Source organism: Shinella sumterensis (genome assembly GCF_004514425.2).
Lineage (GTDB): Bacteria > Pseudomonadota > Alphaproteobacteria > Rhizobiales > Rhizobiaceae > Shinella > Shinella sumterensis.
Window position 1 is genome coordinate 611,850 of the sequence record NZ_MYFN02000002.1, and the last position, 15,847, is coordinate 627,696.

General features: G+C 65.1%; 14 protein-coding genes. 7 read left to right on the forward strand and 7 right to left on the reverse strand.

The genetic code is table 11. The annotated features are described in order from the left end of the window. Nucleotides 1–48: 48 nt before the first annotated feature. A complete protein-coding gene (trxB, locus tag B5M41_RS06750) occupies nucleotides 49–1,038 on the reverse strand; it encodes a thioredoxin-disulfide reductase (protein WP_134647109.1) in 990 nt (329 codons plus the stop codon). A 252-nt stretch (nucleotides 1,039–1,290) separates the two neighbouring features. Between trxB and B5M41_RS06755 the strand changes: the two genes are divergently transcribed. Beyond that, a complete protein-coding gene (locus tag B5M41_RS06755) occupies nucleotides 1,291–1,758 on the forward strand; it encodes an Lrp/AsnC family transcriptional regulator (RefSeq protein ID WP_134647111.1) in 468 nt (155 codons plus the stop codon). Nucleotides 1,759–1,764: 6 nt separating this feature from the next. Here the strand turns inward: B5M41_RS06755 and B5M41_RS06760 are convergent, their stop codons facing one another. Together B5M41_RS06760 and greA are read right to left on the reverse strand one after the other, a co-directional pair. Then, complete coding sequence (locus tag B5M41_RS06760) at nucleotides 1,765–2,832, reverse strand: glycosyltransferase family 4 protein (RefSeq protein ID WP_268998284.1); 1,068 nt, start codon at nucleotides 2,830–2,832, stop codon at nucleotides 1,765–1,767. 11 nt (nucleotides 2,833–2,843) lie between these two features. Next, nucleotides 2,844–3,320 (reverse strand): transcription elongation factor GreA, encoded by a 477-nt coding sequence (greA, locus tag B5M41_RS06765; protein ID WP_134647113.1) that lies wholly within the window; start codon nucleotides 3,318–3,320, stop codon nucleotides 2,844–2,846. Nucleotides 3,321–3,543: 223 nt separating this feature from the next. Here greA and B5M41_RS06770 point away from each other — a divergent pair, with 223 nt between their 5' ends. From B5M41_RS06770 to B5M41_RS06790, 5 genes are all read left to right on the forward strand, one after another. Then, nucleotides 3,544–3,807 (forward strand): hypothetical protein, encoded by a 264-nt coding sequence (locus tag B5M41_RS06770; protein ID WP_134647115.1) that lies wholly within the window; start codon nucleotides 3,544–3,546, stop codon nucleotides 3,805–3,807. A 426-nt stretch (nucleotides 3,808–4,233) separates the two neighbouring features. Continuing rightward, entirely contained in the window at nucleotides 4,234–4,551 is a 318-nt protein-coding gene (locus B5M41_RS27005) for a hypothetical protein (protein ID WP_134647268.1), read from the forward strand. A 10-nt stretch (nucleotides 4,552–4,561) separates the two neighbouring features. Then, on the forward strand, nucleotides 4,562–5,527 hold the full coding sequence (locus tag B5M41_RS06780; protein WP_134647117.1) for an SDR family oxidoreductase: 966 nt from the start codon (nucleotides 4,562–4,564) through the stop codon (nucleotides 5,525–5,527). A gap of 58 nt (nucleotides 5,528–5,585) precedes the next feature. Next, entirely contained in the window at nucleotides 5,586–6,815 is a 1,230-nt protein-coding gene (locus B5M41_RS06785) for a putative DNA modification/repair radical SAM protein (RefSeq protein WP_134647119.1), read from the forward strand. Continuing rightward, nucleotides 6,815–8,269 carry a UdgX family uracil-DNA binding protein gene (locus B5M41_RS06790; protein ID WP_134647121.1) on the forward strand — a complete coding sequence of 485 codons (1,455 nt, stop codon included), beginning with the start codon at nucleotides 6,815–6,817 and terminating at the stop codon, nucleotides 8,267–8,269. The genes B5M41_RS06785 and B5M41_RS06790 overlap by 1 nt, the downstream gene beginning before the upstream one ends. Before the next feature lie 183 nt (nucleotides 8,270–8,452). On the opposite strand, the gene carB is transcribed toward B5M41_RS06790, so the two are convergent. Together carB and blaOXA are read right to left on the reverse strand one after the other, a co-directional pair. After that, nucleotides 8,453–11,935 (reverse strand): carbamoyl-phosphate synthase large subunit, encoded by a 3,483-nt coding sequence (gene carB, locus B5M41_RS06795; RefSeq protein ID WP_134647123.1) that lies wholly within the window; start codon nucleotides 11,933–11,935, stop codon nucleotides 8,453–8,455. 241 nt (nucleotides 11,936–12,176) lie between these two features. Continuing rightward, a complete protein-coding gene (gene blaOXA / locus B5M41_RS06800) occupies nucleotides 12,177–12,983 on the reverse strand; it encodes a class D beta-lactamase (protein ID WP_134647124.1) in 807 nt (268 codons plus the stop codon). A gap of 110 nt (nucleotides 12,984–13,093) precedes the next feature. Between blaOXA and B5M41_RS06805 the strand changes: the two genes are divergently transcribed. Then, nucleotides 13,094–13,981: a LysR family transcriptional regulator gene (locus B5M41_RS06805; protein ID WP_134647126.1), complete on the forward strand. Its 888-nt coding sequence runs from the start codon at nucleotides 13,094–13,096 to the stop codon at nucleotides 13,979–13,981. Here B5M41_RS06805 and B5M41_RS06810 read toward each other — a convergent pair. After that, nucleotides 13,978–15,009, reverse strand: a complete 1,032-nt coding sequence (locus tag B5M41_RS06810) for a zinc-dependent alcohol dehydrogenase family protein (protein WP_134647128.1) — start codon at nucleotides 15,007–15,009, stop codon at nucleotides 13,978–13,980. The two genes, B5M41_RS06805 and B5M41_RS06810, sit on opposite strands and share 4 nt — an antisense overlap. 56 nt (nucleotides 15,010–15,065) lie before the next feature. After that, a complete protein-coding gene (locus tag B5M41_RS06815; protein ID WP_134647130.1) occupies nucleotides 15,066–15,725 on the reverse strand; it encodes a dihydrofolate reductase family protein in 660 nt (219 codons plus the stop codon). Nucleotides 15,726–15,847: the final 122 nt, after the last annotated feature.

Consider the following 15,847-nt stretch of genomic DNA (forward strand, 5'->3'; position numbering starts at 1 on the left):
TCCCACGTGGGAGGTCGGGTGGTGCCCGCCTCCCTTGGTTGGCGGCTTCTACTCGGCCGCAATTGCGACAGGCATATGACCTGCAAGGTACTTTTCGGTTTCCAGGGCGGCCATGCAGCCCATCCCGGCGGCCGTCACGGCCTGGCGATAGATGTCGTCGGTGACGTCGCCTGCGGCAAAAACGCCCGGCACGTCCGTCGCCGTGGAATCGGGTGCGGTCCACAGGTAGCCGTTCGGCTTCAGGCGCAGCTTGCCCTTGAAGAGTTCGACGGCCGGCGCATGGCCGATCGCCACGAAGACACCGTCGGTCGCCATGTCACTGATGTCGCCCGTCTTGACGTTGCGCAGGCGCACGCCGTTGACGGAGGCCGGCATCGGCGGCTTGGGGTCCGCGCCGAGATATTCCAGAACCTCGTGGTCCCAGACGATCCTGACGTTCTCCTTGGCGAAGAGGCGCTCCTGCAGGATGCGCTCGGCCCGGAAGGTGTCGCGGCGGTGCACGACGGTCACGGTTTTTGCGAGGTTGGCGAGGTAGAGCGCTTCTTCCACGGCCGAGTTGCCGCCGCCCACGACGATGACGTCCTTGTTGCGGTAGAAGAAGCCGTCGCAGGTCGCGCAGGCAGAAACGCCGAAGCCCATGAACTTGTGTTCGGTCTCGATGCCCAGCCACTTGGCCTTGGCGCCGGTGGCGATGATCAGCGCGTCGGCGGTCCATTGGGTGCCGCTGTCGGTGGAGATGCGGAAGGGGCGCACGTCGAGGTCGACATTGGTCACGAGGTCGTTGACGATCTCGGCGCCGACATGGCTCGCCTGCTTGAGCATCTGCTCCATCATCCACGGGCCCTGCACCGGATCGGCATAGCCCGGATAGTTTTCCACATCCGTGGTGATCATCAGCTGGCCGCCCTGTTCCATGCCGGCGATCAGCACGGGTTCCAGCATGGCGCGGGCCGTGTAGATGGCGGCGGTGTAGCCGGCGGGGCCGGAGCCGATGATCAGCACCTTGACGTGGCGCGAATTCGCGGAGGCGGCGGACATGGTCGTTCCTTCCGGGGCGTTCTGCCCCAATCGGCCCGCCGCGCGGCGTCGTCGCGCAGGCCAAGGCCAGCATTATCGATGTTCAGCTCTCATTTATGAGGGGACTGCCGCGAGTTTCAAGTGCGCGCGGGCCGTTGCCAACAAGCAAGCGGACCCCCGTGACATATTTGTGCCTCTTGCAGTAACAATGTTGCGCTGTTGCGCCGATTCGGATCACTTCCGGTCGCCCTCCCGAAAGGTCTGTAAATTTCCATGTTTCGTGCCGAACTCGATGCCATCGACATCCGTATCCTGAAGGAGCTTCAGGCGGATGGCCGGATGACCAATGTGGAGCTTGCCGCGCGCGCCGGCATTTCCGCGCCACCCTGCCTGCGCCGCGTGCGCAAGCTGGAGGAGGCAGGCATCATCGAGGGCTATACGGCGCTCCTGAACGCGCCGGCGCTCGGCTACGATCTCGTCGCCTTCTGCATGGTCGGGCTCAAGCACCAGTCGGAAGCCAATCTCAAGGCCTTCGCGGCGGCCACCGGCGAATGGCCGATGGTGCGGCAGGCCTGGATGGTGTCCGGCGACAGCGATTACCTGCTGCATTGCGTGGCGGAAAACCTCACCCGCTTCCAGGATTTCGTCATCGAGGAACTGACCGCGAATGCGCAGGTCGATACGGTGCGCACCATGCTGACGATCCGCCAGGTCAAGAAGGTCGGACTGGTTGCGCTTTAAGCCCGCTCAACGCCCGATCGCGCGGGCATAGACTTCGCCCAGCCGCCGGGCTTCGTTCTCGATCGCAAAATGGGTCGCGACATGGTGTCGTGCCCGTTCGCCGGCGGCCTCACGGCGGGCATCGTCGTCCATCAGGGCCGCAGCCGCCGAGGTCATCGCCGACAGATCATTTGCGGCGATGAGCGTGCCGGTCTCGTCCGCGCCGCGCACGATCTGCTCGCTGAAGGCCCCCACATCCGTCGCGACGACGGGAACGCCGCTTGCCATCGCCTCGAGCGGGGTGAGGCCGAACCCTTCCCATCGCTGTGGCGCGATGAACAGATCCAGCGCCCGGTACCAGTCATTGATATTGGTGTGCTCGCCGATGAAGAGGATGCGGTCGGACAGGCCGGCATTCTCGACCTTGCGCTTCAGTTCCGCCTCGAAGGCGGCGTGCTGCGGCGTGGTCCGGCCCGCGACGATGGCCGACCAGGCTGGCCGTTGCGGCAGCAGCGCGATCATCGCATCGACGAAGAGGTCGGTGCCCTTCTGGTGGCGCACGCGGCCGAAGCAGCCGACGAATTTCCGGCTTCCATCCAGTCCGCAGGCCTTCTTTGCCGCGGCCTTGTCGGCCGGCGGCGAGAAACGGGCGATATCGATGCCGTGCAGGACGACGGTATTGGGGACACGCAGATAGGACGCCGTCTTTTCACTGGTCGCGACGACCGCATCCATCTTCGAGACGAGGAAACGGGTCCAGCCGCTGTGGGCACGCTGCGAGGCGGAAGTGAAGACCAGCCTGAGCTTCATGCGCAACAGATCGCGCATCAGAATGCCCGGCAGCATTTCGAGATTGCGCCGGGCGTGCCAGACACGGAACGGCTTCTGCGCCGGCGCCTTCCAGAGGGAAAGAAGGTGGCGCCAGCGCATCGACGGCAGGCTGGCGGGCAAGCCAGGCCCGAGGGTGGAAACCTTCTGGCCGAGCCGGTTCTGTACGGGGACAAGCTGGATGATCGTGGACGTCACGCCGGACAGCCGCCGCTTGAAGTTCGGCGCGATGACCTCGACGTCCTGCATGTCCTTTATGTATGCCATGGAGGGAGGGTTCAGCCCCAGGTCACGGCGAGGATTTCGTAGGCCTTGGCGCCGCCTGGAGCGTTCACCTCGATCGAGTCGCCGACTTCCTTGCCGATGAGGGCGCGGGCGATGGGCGAGGAGATGGAAATGCGGCCCTGCTTCACATCGGCTTCCTGGTCGCCGACGATCTGGTAGACCTTTTCCTCCTCGGTATCCTCGTCGACGAGCTTCACCCGTGCGCCGAACTTGATCTTGTCGCCGGACATCTTGGAGAGGTCGATGACCTCGGCGCGGGCGACGAAATCCTCCAGCTCCGTGATGCGGCCTTCATTGTGGCTCTGGGCTTCCTTGGCCGCGTGGTACTCGGCGTTTTCCGACAGGTCGCCATGGGCGCGCGCCTCGGCAATCGCTTCAATGATTCGCGGACGCTCTTCCTGCTGACGCCAGCGCAGTTCCTCCTGCAGCTTGACGAAACCGCCCTGAGTCATCGGCACCTTTTCAACCATTTTTATCCCGTCCTTCAGAGTGCACCACGCGGATTTCGACCCGCGTGAACGCAAAAGAAAACGGTCTCCGGAGAGGAATCCCCGGAACCGTCTGAAACATTCGAACGCCCCTTATAACAGATTGCCTGTTCCGAAAGCCAGTTTTTTCGCCGCAGGGGGAAGACGTTCACCGGTCGGAACATTCGTGCAGGGCTTCCGTTAGCCGTTCAGGCAGGAGGCAACAATGGCCATTGACGACACGATTCATCTGGAAGGCAGGATCAACGCACACAGGCGCCTGCTGGTGGAACTCATCTCCGTCATGGCCGCCATTCCCGCGGCGCGCGAGGCGCTTGTCGCCATGGCGCGCGACAATGAAACGGTCATCGACCACGAGGAGGATCCGGGCAGCGACCCCGATCCGGCCTTCGCCGCCCAGCAGATCGCCGATGACGAACTGCGCGCGATCCTCAAGGCGGCGATGGCGCGTCTCGAAACCAGATTGTGAGGAAAGACCATGAGCGTGATGCACAAGATATCCGGTTATTTCAAGCAACTCGCCGGCGAGGTTTCCGGCAGTCAGGCGCTGCATGACGAAGGCCGCCGCAAAGCGGGTTATCAGGAAAAGGATGAGCCGGCGGTTCCCGTGGTGCCCGTTGCCGGTTCCGGCAATGTGGTGTCCGCGCAGACAGGGCGCAGGACGACGGTCGAGGCCGATGCCGTTCCGCAGTTTGCCGTTTCGCAGGCGGGCGGCACCAATGACGGCGTTGTAAGCGCCAAGCCGCGCGTCATCACCGGCAGCGACGATGCGACGGCGCATCGCACGCCGCCCGGAACGCCGGCGCCGGATGCGGATTGGTCGGCCGGCTTCGACGAAAACGCACCGCGGCAGGATAGGGAAGCACCGGTTGCGGATTATTCCGATGTCGAGCAGCTGAAGCTCTACCGGCTCGTCCCGGTCGCGGCGGCTTCCGACACCAACTGGGACAACGCGCCCAACCAGGGTGAAGTCGTGGTGCGCGCCCGCTCCAGCGGCGACGCGCGTGTCGTGGCGGCGGAAGCGGAGCTGGATTTCACTGAAATCGATGCGCTTCCCGGCGACGGCAATTCCACGACGTCGTCGAGCGCCTTCCGCAACGAGAAGCTCTACACCGTCATCGACGAGACGAACCCGTCCTATTCGGTCGACGGTCCGCGCGGGGTCGTCGACGGCACCGTCCGCGTCGACAATATCCGCCCCACCCAGCTTTGAGGAGGCTGTCATGACTCCCCACCAATCCGCAAGAACGGCTGCCAAGCAGCGCGATATCCAGGAGGATGTGGCCAAGGCCGACCGCAAGGGCGGCAGCCAGGAGCCGGAGGCCATGCAGGCCGGCGCGCGCCTTTATCCCGTGCCGCCTTTTCCCAGGCAGCACCAGCCGAAACCCGGCTTGGAGGCGGAGCTCGATCCGCCACCGATGTATGATGCGCCCTTCTACAAGGGATCGGGCAAGCTGGAAGGGAAGGTCGCGCTCATCACGGGCGGTGATTCCGGCATCGGCCGGTCGGTCGCGGTGCTCTATGCGCGGGAAGGCGCTGATATCGCCATCTGCCATCTCGCCGAGGGCCGGGATGCGAAGGATACCATCGCCGCCGTGGAAGCCGAAGGGCGCCGCTGCATCGCCTTTGCCGGCGACGTCAAGGACAAGGCGTTCTGCGTCCAGACGGTGAAATGTGTGGTGCGCGATCTCGGCCGGCTCGATGTGCTCGTCAACAATGCCGCCTTCCAGGTCCACAGCAAGGATATCCTCGATCTCACCGAGGAGCATTTCGACGAGACCCTGAAGACCAATCTCTACGGCTACTTCTATATGGCGCAGGCCGCCATTCCCCATATGGAGCCGGGCTCGGCGATCATCAACACGGGCTCCGTCACCGGGCTTGAAGGGTCGAAGGACCTCATCGACTACTCGACGACGAAGGGCGGCATTCACGCCTTTACCCGTTCGCTTGCCAGCCAGCTGGTGCCGCGCGGCATTCGCGTGAACGCGGTCGCGCCGGGACCGGTCTGGACGCCGCTCAACCCCTCCGACAAGGAAGCCGAGGATGTCTCGAAATTCGGTGCGCAGACGCCGATGAAGCGGCCCGCCCAGCCGGAGGAGCTTGCGCCCGCCTATGTCTTCCTCGCGTCGCCGCAGTGCTCCAGTTACATCACCGGCGAGGTGCTCCCCATCGTCGGCGGCTACTGAGCCGCCGACCCCGCCGTTTTCCGTTGACTCACTTCATTAGAACATATAGTGAACAAATATGAAGAAATCGCTGCAGGAACGTTTGGCCATTCTTTCGGATGCCGCCAAATACGATGCCTCTTGCGCATCGAGCGGAACGGAAAAACGCGACTCCGTGAAGTCGGGAGGCCTTGGCTCCACGGAGGGGGCGGGGATCTGCCACGCCTATGCGCCGGATGGACGGTGCATTTCGCTCTTGAAGATCCTGCTCACCAATTTCTGCGTTTTCGATTGCGCCTATTGCATCAACCGCTCCTCCAGCAATGTGGAGCGCGCGCGCTTCACGCCGGACGAGGTGGTCTGGCTGACGCTGGAATTCTACCGGCGCAATTATATCGAGGGGCTGTTCCTGTCGTCGGGCATCATCCGCTCGCCCGATCATACGATGGGGGAAATGGTGCGGGTGGTGCGCGACCTGCGCACCGTGCACGGCTTTCGCGGTTACATCCACCTCAAGTCCATTCCCGATGCCGCGCCTGAGCTCATCGAGGAGGCGGGGCTCTATGCCGATCGCCTGTCGCTCAATATCGAGCTGCCGACGGATGCCGGAATCGGGCGTTTCGCGCCGGAAAAGCGGCCGGACGGCATTCGGCGTGCCATGGGCGACCTGCGCCGCAAGATCGAGGCGGCCGGCGAACCGACGCTGCGCACGAAGCAGCGCAAGCGGTTCGTGCCCGGCGGCCAAAGCACGCAGATGATCGTCGGTGCCGATGGCGCCGATGATGCGACCATTCTCAAGACCAGCGCGCGGCTTTACGGCAGCTACGGGCTGAAACGGGTCTATTATTCCGCCTTCAGCCCCATTCCCGATGCTTCGCGTGCGCTGCCTCTGATCAAGCCGCCACTGGTGCGCGAGCACCGGCTGTACCAGGCGGACTGGCTCTATCGCTTCTACGGCTTCGGAGTAGACGAGATCACATCGGCAACCGGCGGCATGCTCGATCTCGACATGGATCCCAAGCTTGCCTGGGCGCTCGCCAACCGTGCGCGCTTTCCCGTCGATGTGAACCGGGCGGAGCGCGAGATGCTGCTGCGGGTTCCGGGCATGGGCACCAAGACGGTGACGGCCATCCTGTCCAGCCGGCGTTTCCGGCGCCTGCGGCTGGAGGACCTGGCGCGGCTCGGCGTTTCGCTGCGCAAGGTGCGCGCCTTCATCGAGGCGGAAGGCTGGACCCCGCGGCAGCTTGCCGACCGCGCGGACCTGAAGACGCTGTTTGCGCGCAAACCGGAACAGCTTTCGTTGCTCTGATGCACACGATCCCTCTCCTTGGCCGGGGTGATTTTTCCGAATGGCGCGATGCCGCGCGCGCACTCGCTGCCGCCGGCATCTCGCCGCGCGAGGTCGACTGGCGGGTCAACGGATCGGAAGAGCTGTTCGAGGTCGCGGCCCCCGAATTGCCCGCGCCTTCAGCCACGGCGCCGCCGCTCACCGTGCCGCCGGCCTTCCTGCCGCTGGCCGAGGCGGTCGTCTGCCATACGGAGCCGGGCCGGTTCCATCTGCTCTACCGGCTGCTCTGGCGGCTGCAATCCGACAAGCGGCTGCTGGAGCTTTCGGCCGACAAGGATGTCGCCTGGGCGCGGATCCTGGCCAAGAACATCCATCGCGACAGCCACAAGATGACGGCCTTCGTGCGTTTCAAGGAAATCCCCGGCGAGGTGGAGGGGCGGCGGCGCTTCTTCGCCTGGTTCGAACCGTCGCATTTCATCGTGGCCCGCACCGCCCCCTTCTTCCGGCGGCGCTTTGCCGACATGGACTGGATCATCGCCACGCCCAAGGGTACGGCGAGCTGGGATGGCGAGAGCCTGATCTTCGATACGCGTCCGGGCGACAACCCCGGCCATGGCGACCCGACGGACGATCTGTGGCGCACCTATTATGCCAGCATCTTCAATCCGGCGCGGCTGAAGCTGAAGGCCATGCAGGCGGAGATGCCGAAGAAATACTGGCGTCATCTGCCCGAAGCCGACCTGATCCCGGAACTCATCGCCAATGCCGAGGCGAATGTGCGCGCCATGGCCGAGCGCGCCGCAAGCGACCCGCCGCTCTTCCACTATCGCCTGCGCGAGAATGCGCCGGCGCTGCCGCAGATCGTGCCGGCCGGGGCCGACACCATCGACGGGCTTCGCGAGGAGGCGCGCCGCTGCCAGCGCTGTCCCTTGCATTGCACGGCCACCCAGACCGTGTTCGGGGAGGGGCCGCCGGATGCCCGCATCATGATGGTCGGCGAGCAGCCGGGCGACCAGGAGGACCTGGCCGGCCGCCCCTTCGTCGGCCCGGCGGGCAAGGTGTTCGATGCCGTGCTGAAAGAGGCCGACATCGCGCGCAATACGCTTTACCTCACCAATGCGGTGAAACACTTCAAATACGAGCCGCGCGGCAAGCGCCGTATCCACCAGAAGCCCGACCGCAACGAAATCGAACATTGCCGCTGGTGGCTGGCCAAGGAGGTGGAGCTCGTCAAGCCGAAGCTCATCGTGGCGCTCGGCGCGACCGCCGTCTTTGCGCTCAGCGGCGAACGCAAGCCGCTCAGCCAGTTGCGCGGCAAGCCGATCACCATGCAGGGCGACGTCGTGCTCTACCCGACCATCCACCCGTCCTTCCTGCTGCGCCTGCCAGATGAAGCCGAACGTAAACGCCAACACACCCTCTTCATCGAGGACATGCAGATGGTGCGGCATCTCTCGGAGATGATGGCGGCCTAGGTGGCCGATCCATATCGTTGTGGCAGTTATCCTTGGGAGGCGCTTACCCCCTCATCCGGCCTTTCGGCCACCTTCTCCCCACGGGGAGAAGGGGAAATGAGACGTAGCATCCTTCTTCCTTCTCCCCGGCGGGGAGAAGGTGCCGGAGGGCGGATGAGGGGGCCGGTTCGGCCCGCCTTGTTGTCAGAAATACGCCTGCAACGGACGCACTTCCAGCTGGCCCTGCTTGAGGGCCTGGATGGCCTGGGCGGCGGCGAGCGCGCCGGCCATGGTCGTGTAGTAGGGCACCTTCTGCATCAGCGCGGCGCGGCGCAGCGATTTCGAATCCGAGATCGCCTTGTTGCCGTCGGTCGTGTTGATGACCAGCTGGACCTGGCGGTTGCGGATGGCGTCCTCGATATGCGGACGGCCTTCCTGCACCTTGTTGATCTTGATGGCCTCGATGCCCTTTTCGGCGAGGAAGCGGGCGGTGCCCGACGTTGCCATCACCTTGAAGCCGATGCCCGTCAGGATGTTGATGGCGGCGAGCACGCGGTCCTTGTCCTCGTCGCGCACCGACACGAAGACCGTGCCTTCGCGCGGCAGGTCGACGCCGGCGCCGAGCTGCGACTTGGCGAAGGCCAGCGCGAAGTCGGTGTCGAGGCCGATGACCTCGCCGGTCGAGCGCATTTCCGGGCCGAGCAGCGTATCGACGCCCGGGAAGCGGGCGAAGGGGAACACGGCTTCCTTCACGGCGATGTGCTTGAGGTTGCGCGGGTCGGGCTTCTTGCCATAGGCGGCAATCGCCGCATCGAGGCCTTCACCGGCCATGACGCGGGCGGCGATCTTGGCGATCGGCGCACCGATGGTCTTCGCCACGAAGGGCACCGTGCGCGAGGCGCGCGGGTTGACTTCCAGAACGTAGATCGTGCCGTCCTTGATGGCGTATTGCACGTTCATCAGGCCGCCGACATTGAGCGCCTTTGCAAGGGCTTTCGTCTGGCGCTCCAGCTCGTCGACGATCTCGTTGGAGAGCGTGTGGACCGGCAGCGAGCAGGCCGAGTCGCCCGAATGGATGCCGGCTTCCTCGATATGCTCCATGATGCCGGAGACGAAAACGTCCTTGCCATCGCAAAGCGCGTCGACGTCGACTTCCACGGCATTCGACAGGTAGCTGTCGAAGAGCAGCGGGTTCTTGCCGAGCAGGGTGTTGATCTGGCCGGTCTTGTCGTTCGGGTAGCGCTGCTTGATGTCCTCGGGCACCAGTTCCGGCACGGTGTCGAGCAGGTAGGTCTGCAACATCGATTCCGAATGGATGATCTGCATGGCGCGGCCGCCGAGCACGTAGGACGGGCGCACGACGAGCGGGAAGCCGATCTCGCCTGCGATCAGGCGGGCCTGTTCGACGGAATAGGCGATGCCGTTGTTCGGCTGGGTCAGGTCCAGCTTCTGCAAGAGCTTCTGGAAGCGGTCGCGGTCTTCGGCCAGGTCGATCATGTCGGGCGCGGTGCCGAGGATCGGGATGCCGTTCTTTTCCAGCGCTTCGGCGAGCTTCAGTGGGGTCTGGCCGCCGAACTGCACGATGACGCCGACGAGTTCGCCATTGGTCTGCTCGGCCTTCAGGATCTCGATGACGTCTTCGGCCGTCAGCGGCTCGAAGTAGAGACGGTCCGACGTGTCGTAGTCGGTCGAGACGGTTTCCGGGTTGCAGTTGACCATGATCGCCTCATAGCCGGCATCCTTCAGTGCGAAGGCGGCGTGGCAGCAGCAATAGTCGAATTCAATGCCCTGGCCGATGCGGTTCGGGCCGCCGCCGAGGATGACGACCTTCTTGCGGTCGGAAATGCCGGCTTCCGAGCGCGTGGCGCCGGCGAACGGCGTCTCGTAGGTCGAGTACATATAGGCGGTCGGCGAGGCGAATTCGGCGGCGCAGGTGTCGATGCGCTTGAAGACCGGGCGCACGTCGAGGCCGTTGCGGAGTTCCGCGACTTCCTTCGGGCGCTTGCCGGAGAGCGTGGCGAGGCGGGCGTCGGAGAAGCCCATGGCCTTCAGCATGCGCAGGTTCTCGGCATCATCAGGCAGGCCATGCTCGCGGATGCGCGCTTCCATGTCGACGATGGCCTTGAACTGCTCGAGGAACCAAGGGTCGATCTTGGAGCCTTCGTGCACTTCCTCGAGCGACAGGCCGAGGCGCAACGCCTGGGCGACCATGCGCAGGCGGTCCGGCGTCGGCGTGGAGATGGCGGCGCGGATGGCGTTCTTGTCGTTGCCGTCGCCGAGGCCGGGGATCTCGATCTCGTCCAGGCCGGTCAGGCCGGTTTCGAGCCCGCGCAGCGCCTTTTGCAGCGATTCGGCGAAGGTACGGCCGATGGCCATGACCTCACCGACCGACTTCATGGCGGTGGTCAGCGTCGGCTCGGCGCCGGGGAACTTTTCGAAGGCGAAGCGCGGGATCTTCGTCACGACATAGTCGATCGACGGTTCGAAGGAGGCCGGTGTCGCGCCACCGGTGATGTCGTTCTCCAGCTCGTCGAGCGTGTAGCCGATGGCGAGCTTGGCCGCGATCTTGGCGATGGGGAAGCCGGTGGCCTTGGAGGCCAGCGCCGACGAGCGCGAAACGCGCGGGTTCATCTCGATGACGACGAGGCGGCCGTTCTTCGGGTTGACGGCGAACTGCACGTTCGAGCCGCCGGTCTCCACGCCGATCTCGCGCAGAACCGCAATCGAGGCGTTGCGCATGATCTGGTATTCCTTGTCCGTCAGGGTCAAGGCCGGCGCGACGGTGATCGAGTCGCCCGTATGAACGCCCATCGGGTCGATGTTCTCGATGGAGCAGATGATGATGCAGTTGTCCGCCTTGTCGCGGACGACCTCCATCTCATACTCCTTCCAGCCGAGCACGGATTCTTCGATCAGCACTTCGGTGGTCGGCGAGGCGTCGAGGCCGGAATTGACGATCTCGAAGAATTCCGAGCGGTTGTAGGCGATGCCGCCGCCGGTGCCGCCGAGCGTGAAGGACGGGCGGATGATGGCGGGCAGGCCGATCTCGTCGAGCGCCTGAGCGCCGATCGCCATGGCGTGGCTCATATAGCGCTGCTTGCGGTCGGTCTCGCCGAGGTTCCACTGGTTTTCCAGCTCGTCCAGCGCCTTGTCGAGCGCATCGCCGGACAGTTCGGCCTTCAGCTTGGCGCGCTCGGCCTCATGAACCTTGCGGTCCTGGTCCTTGATCTCGGTGGCGTTGGCGAGCAGCGATTTCGGCGTTTCCAGGCCGATGCGGGCCATCGCCTCGCGGAACAGCGCGCGGTCCTCGGCCATGTCGATGGCGGCGGGCTTGGCGCCGATCATCTCCACATTGTAGCGGTCGAGAACGCCCATGCGCTTCAAGGAGAGCGCGGTGTTGAGCGCCGTCTGGCCGCCCATGGTGGGCAGCAGCGCGTCCGGGCGTTCCTTGGCGATGATCTTGGCGACGACCTCAGGCGTGATCGGCTCGACGTAAGTGGCGTCGGCCAGGCCCGGATCGGTCATGATCGTTGCCGGGTTGGAGTTCACGAGGATGACCCGGTAGCCTTCCTCTTTCAGCGCCTTGCAGGCCTGCGTGCCGGAATAATCGAATTCACAGGCCTGACCGATGACGATCGGCCCCGCGCCGATGATGAGGATCGATTTCAAATCTTGGCGCTTGGGCATATCTCTATCCGTTCTTCCGCTTTGCCGCGTGCGCGAAAAACCGGCATGGCGATGGGTTCACCGGGCCGGGCGCGCAAAAGTGGTCTTTCAAGGCTAGAAGCGGCTTATAGGCAAATGCAGGGGCGAGCGGAACCCCGAAAATTGCCCCGTCGACAGGAAAAATGCGGCGCGCCGGATCAGCCGCTCGGGGCGGCGGCGGGAGGGTGCGCGCTCCCCGCGCCGGAGCGGGGAGCGACGGGCCTCAATTCTTCGCCAGAATGGCCGGCAGTTCGGCGAGGATGCCGTCGCGGGCGCGCAGGCTGGTGCGCGGTTCCTGCTTCTTCTCGTCCTGCAACAGACGGGCGAAAACGACGGTGCGGTCGTCGCGCCGCGCCCAGCCGACATACCAGCCCCAGGGCCTCGCATAATCGAAATTGCCGTCCGCCTTGCGGGGATAGGCCATGCCGGTCTTGCCCTGCACGCGCCAGCCGTCGGCAATGTCCTTTCCTTCGACGATCTCCATGGCCGCGTCCATGGCGTCGGCGGAGACGGGCAGTTCGTGATTGACGAGCTTGGCCAGGAACGCGACCTGCTCGCGCGGCGATATTTTCAAAGAGGACGCGATCCAGGCCCGCTCCAGCCCGTTGTCCTTGCCGGGATCGCCCGTCATGTCGCCATTGCCGTAGCCGAAGGCATCCGCATAGTCGCGCAGCTGCTCGTAGCCGAGGAATTCGGTGATGCGCTGCGAATACCAGACGACCGAAAATTCCATCCAGCGCTTCGGCGTTGTCGGCTGGCGCCAGTTGTCGCCGCCCCAGTCCGGATAGCCCTTCATGAAGGGCAGGACCGGTTCCTCCGCATTTTCCAGAAAGCCGGCGTCGTAGCCCATCACGGCGAGCGGCACCTTGAAGGTGGAGGCGGGCGTCACGCGCGTCTTGCAGTCGCCCTTCTCCAGAATCACCGCGCCGTCTGCGGCATCGGTCACGATGGTACAAATAATGCGGGCTTCGGCCGGCGTGCAGAGGCTTGCAGCCAGCAGGGCGCCGGCCGCGAAAAGACGGATATCCATCACGGTTTCCTTGAATTCTGAATGGCTTGCGTATTGTGGATAGCAATGATCTGATGCCGGGACAAAAGATCAATACTGGTCTCAGCCATTAGGAAAATTGGGGCATTGCCATGGTTCGGCCCTATCTGCCGCTGAACGCGTTCCGCGCCTTCGAGGCGTCGGCACGTCATCTCTCCTTCACCCGCGCCGCCATCGAGCTGAACGTGACGCAGGCGGCGGTCAGCCACCAGGTGAAGAGCCTGGAGGAACAGCTGAACGTCGTGCTCTTCAAGCGGCTGCCGCGCGGGCTGATGATCACCGCGGAGGGCGAGAGCCTGTTGCCGGTGCTGCGCGACAGTTTCGATCGCATGGCCGATGTCGTGGAGCGGTTCCGGGGCGGTCATGTGCGGGAAATCCTGACGGTCGGTGCGGTCGGCACCTTCGCCGTCGGCTGGCTTCTGCCGCGCCTTGCTGCATTTCGCGAGCGCCATCCCTTCGTGGAAATCAGGCTTTCGACCAACAACAACCGTGTCGACCTCGCGGCCGAAGGGCTCGATTTCGCCATCCGCTTCGGGGCCGGCGCGTGGCACGGCACGGATGCCGTCAGGCTGTTCGATGCGCCGCTTTCCGTGCTCGCCATCCCCGCCATCGCGCGCGGGCTGAAAACGCCGGAGGACCTGCTCGGCCTGACGCTGCTGCGCTCCTATCGGCGGGACGAGTGGACGCGCTGGTTCGAGGCCGCCGGCCTGCCGCGCACCCCGCCGCCGCAGAACGCCATCGTCTTCGACACCTCGCTCGCCATGATGGAGGCGGTGCTGCAGGGGGAGGGCGTGGGCCTCGCTCCGCCGCTGATGTTTTCCCGGCTGCTTTCGGCCGGCACCGTCGTCCAGCCCTTCGACACCAGCGTCGCGCTCGGCAGCTACTGGCTGACCCGCCTGCAATCGCGCAGCCTCACCCCGGCCATGTCGGCTTTCGCGGCATGGCTGGAGGAGACCGTGGCGGCCGAGGCGCTTGCCTAGTCTCGACGTCCTGGCATGACCAGCACCTTCACCTCTCCCGGCCGCGGCGGGTTCGCCAGAGCGTCCGGCAGGGCATCGAGGCCGATGCGGCGCGAGATCAGCGGCTCGACCCGGATCGTTCCTTCCGCGATCAGGGCGGCGGCGCGGGCATGGGTATCGGGATTGAGGAAGGCGGTCAGCACGCGCACTTCCCGGAACAGCAGGTCGAACGGCTCGATGGCGACCGTCTCGCCCTGCGGCATCACGCCGAGAATGACGACGGTGCCGCCGTTGCGCGCCAGTTTCGGCGCGTCCGCCATGGTCTCCGCCACGCCGGCGCATTCGATGACGACATCCGCGCCGCCGGGAAGCAGGCCATCGGGACCGCCGATACCCTCGATGACGTTGCCGCTGCCGGGATCGAAGGACGCGGTTGCCCCGGTTGCTTCCGCCAGCTGACGGCGTGCGGCCTGGCGGGTGACGAGGACGACGGATGTCGCGCCCGCCAGCCTTGCGAGCTGCACCACCAGCATACCGATGACGCCGCCACCCAGCACTATAACGGAACCGCCCGGCCGGATGCCGGCCATGTCGATGCCGTGCAGGCAGCAGGCCAGCGGCTCGCAGAACGCGCCATGTTCCGGCGGCAGGGACAGCGGCAGTTCATGGGCCTGCCTTTGCGGCACCAGCACATAGTCCGCAAAGCCGCCGTCGCGGTGGATGCCGATGGCCTCCAGGTTCTCGCACAGATTGATGCGGCCGCGCCGGCACTGCACGCATCGCCCGCAATGGATGTTGGGATTGCCGGTGATGCGCATGCCGGGGCGGAAATCGATGACGGCATCACCGACGGCCTCCACGATGCCGGAGAATTCGTGGCCGAGCGTCACCGGAGGCCTGCAGGGAAATGTGCCGTGCAGGAGGTGGCGGTCGGTGCCGCAGATGCCGGCGGCTTCGACCCGCACGAGCAGTTCGTCCGGGCCGGGCGAGGGCGTTTCCACCGCGCGCACGTGAAATTCGCCGATCGCTTCGAGCCGCGCCGCCTTCATGCCGTCCTCCCTTGTCCTCGCCGCCGATTGGATCGGGGAAGGCGCGCGCGGTCAAGTCATGTCAGGTTGCGGCGGCGCTCCAGTTCGGCCTCGGTCGGCGTGTCGAACTCGAAGGAGCCGGTCGCGACATCGCCGGCGCGGGTATAGCGGCTGATGACGATGCCGTTCTGGCTCGTCCTGGAGCTTTCAAGGGTGAGGGCGCGCGGGAAGGAGGCATCGCCGAACAGGCGCTTGCCCTTGCCGAGGATGACGGGGAAGACGAAGACGTTGATCTCGTCGACAAGGTCGTTTTCGAACAGGGTCCTGAGGAAATCGGGCGAGCCCTGCGTGAGGAGATCCGGCCCGTCGCCGCCCTTGAGCGCCTTCACGGCCGCGACGGCATCGGCGCCGAGCGTCCGGCTGTTCTGCCAGGTCGTGCGGAAGGCCGGGTTGCGGGTCGCGACATATTTGGTCACACGGTCGAAGAGCGGGCCGATCGGGTCGTTCGCATCCGCATAGGGCCAATGGGCCGCGAAGATGTCGTAGGTCTTGCGGCCGAGCAGCAGGTCGAAGGGGCGGGCGAACAGCTCGTCGATGACGCTGCCCGCCGTCTCGTCGAAATAGGGCGCGACCCAGCCCCCGAAGCGGAAGCCGCCGATGGGATCCTCCTGCGGCCCGCCCGGCGCCTGCATGACGCCATCGAGACTGATGAATGCACTGACGATGAGCTTTCGCATGGGGTTACTCCTGGCCCTGATCGATGGATGATATCCAAAGACGATCGATGCGGCGACCGGCCGACAGGGTGGACGAAAAATCTTTGCAGCGCCGCTTCGGAGACGGTGCCGGGCGCTCGCTT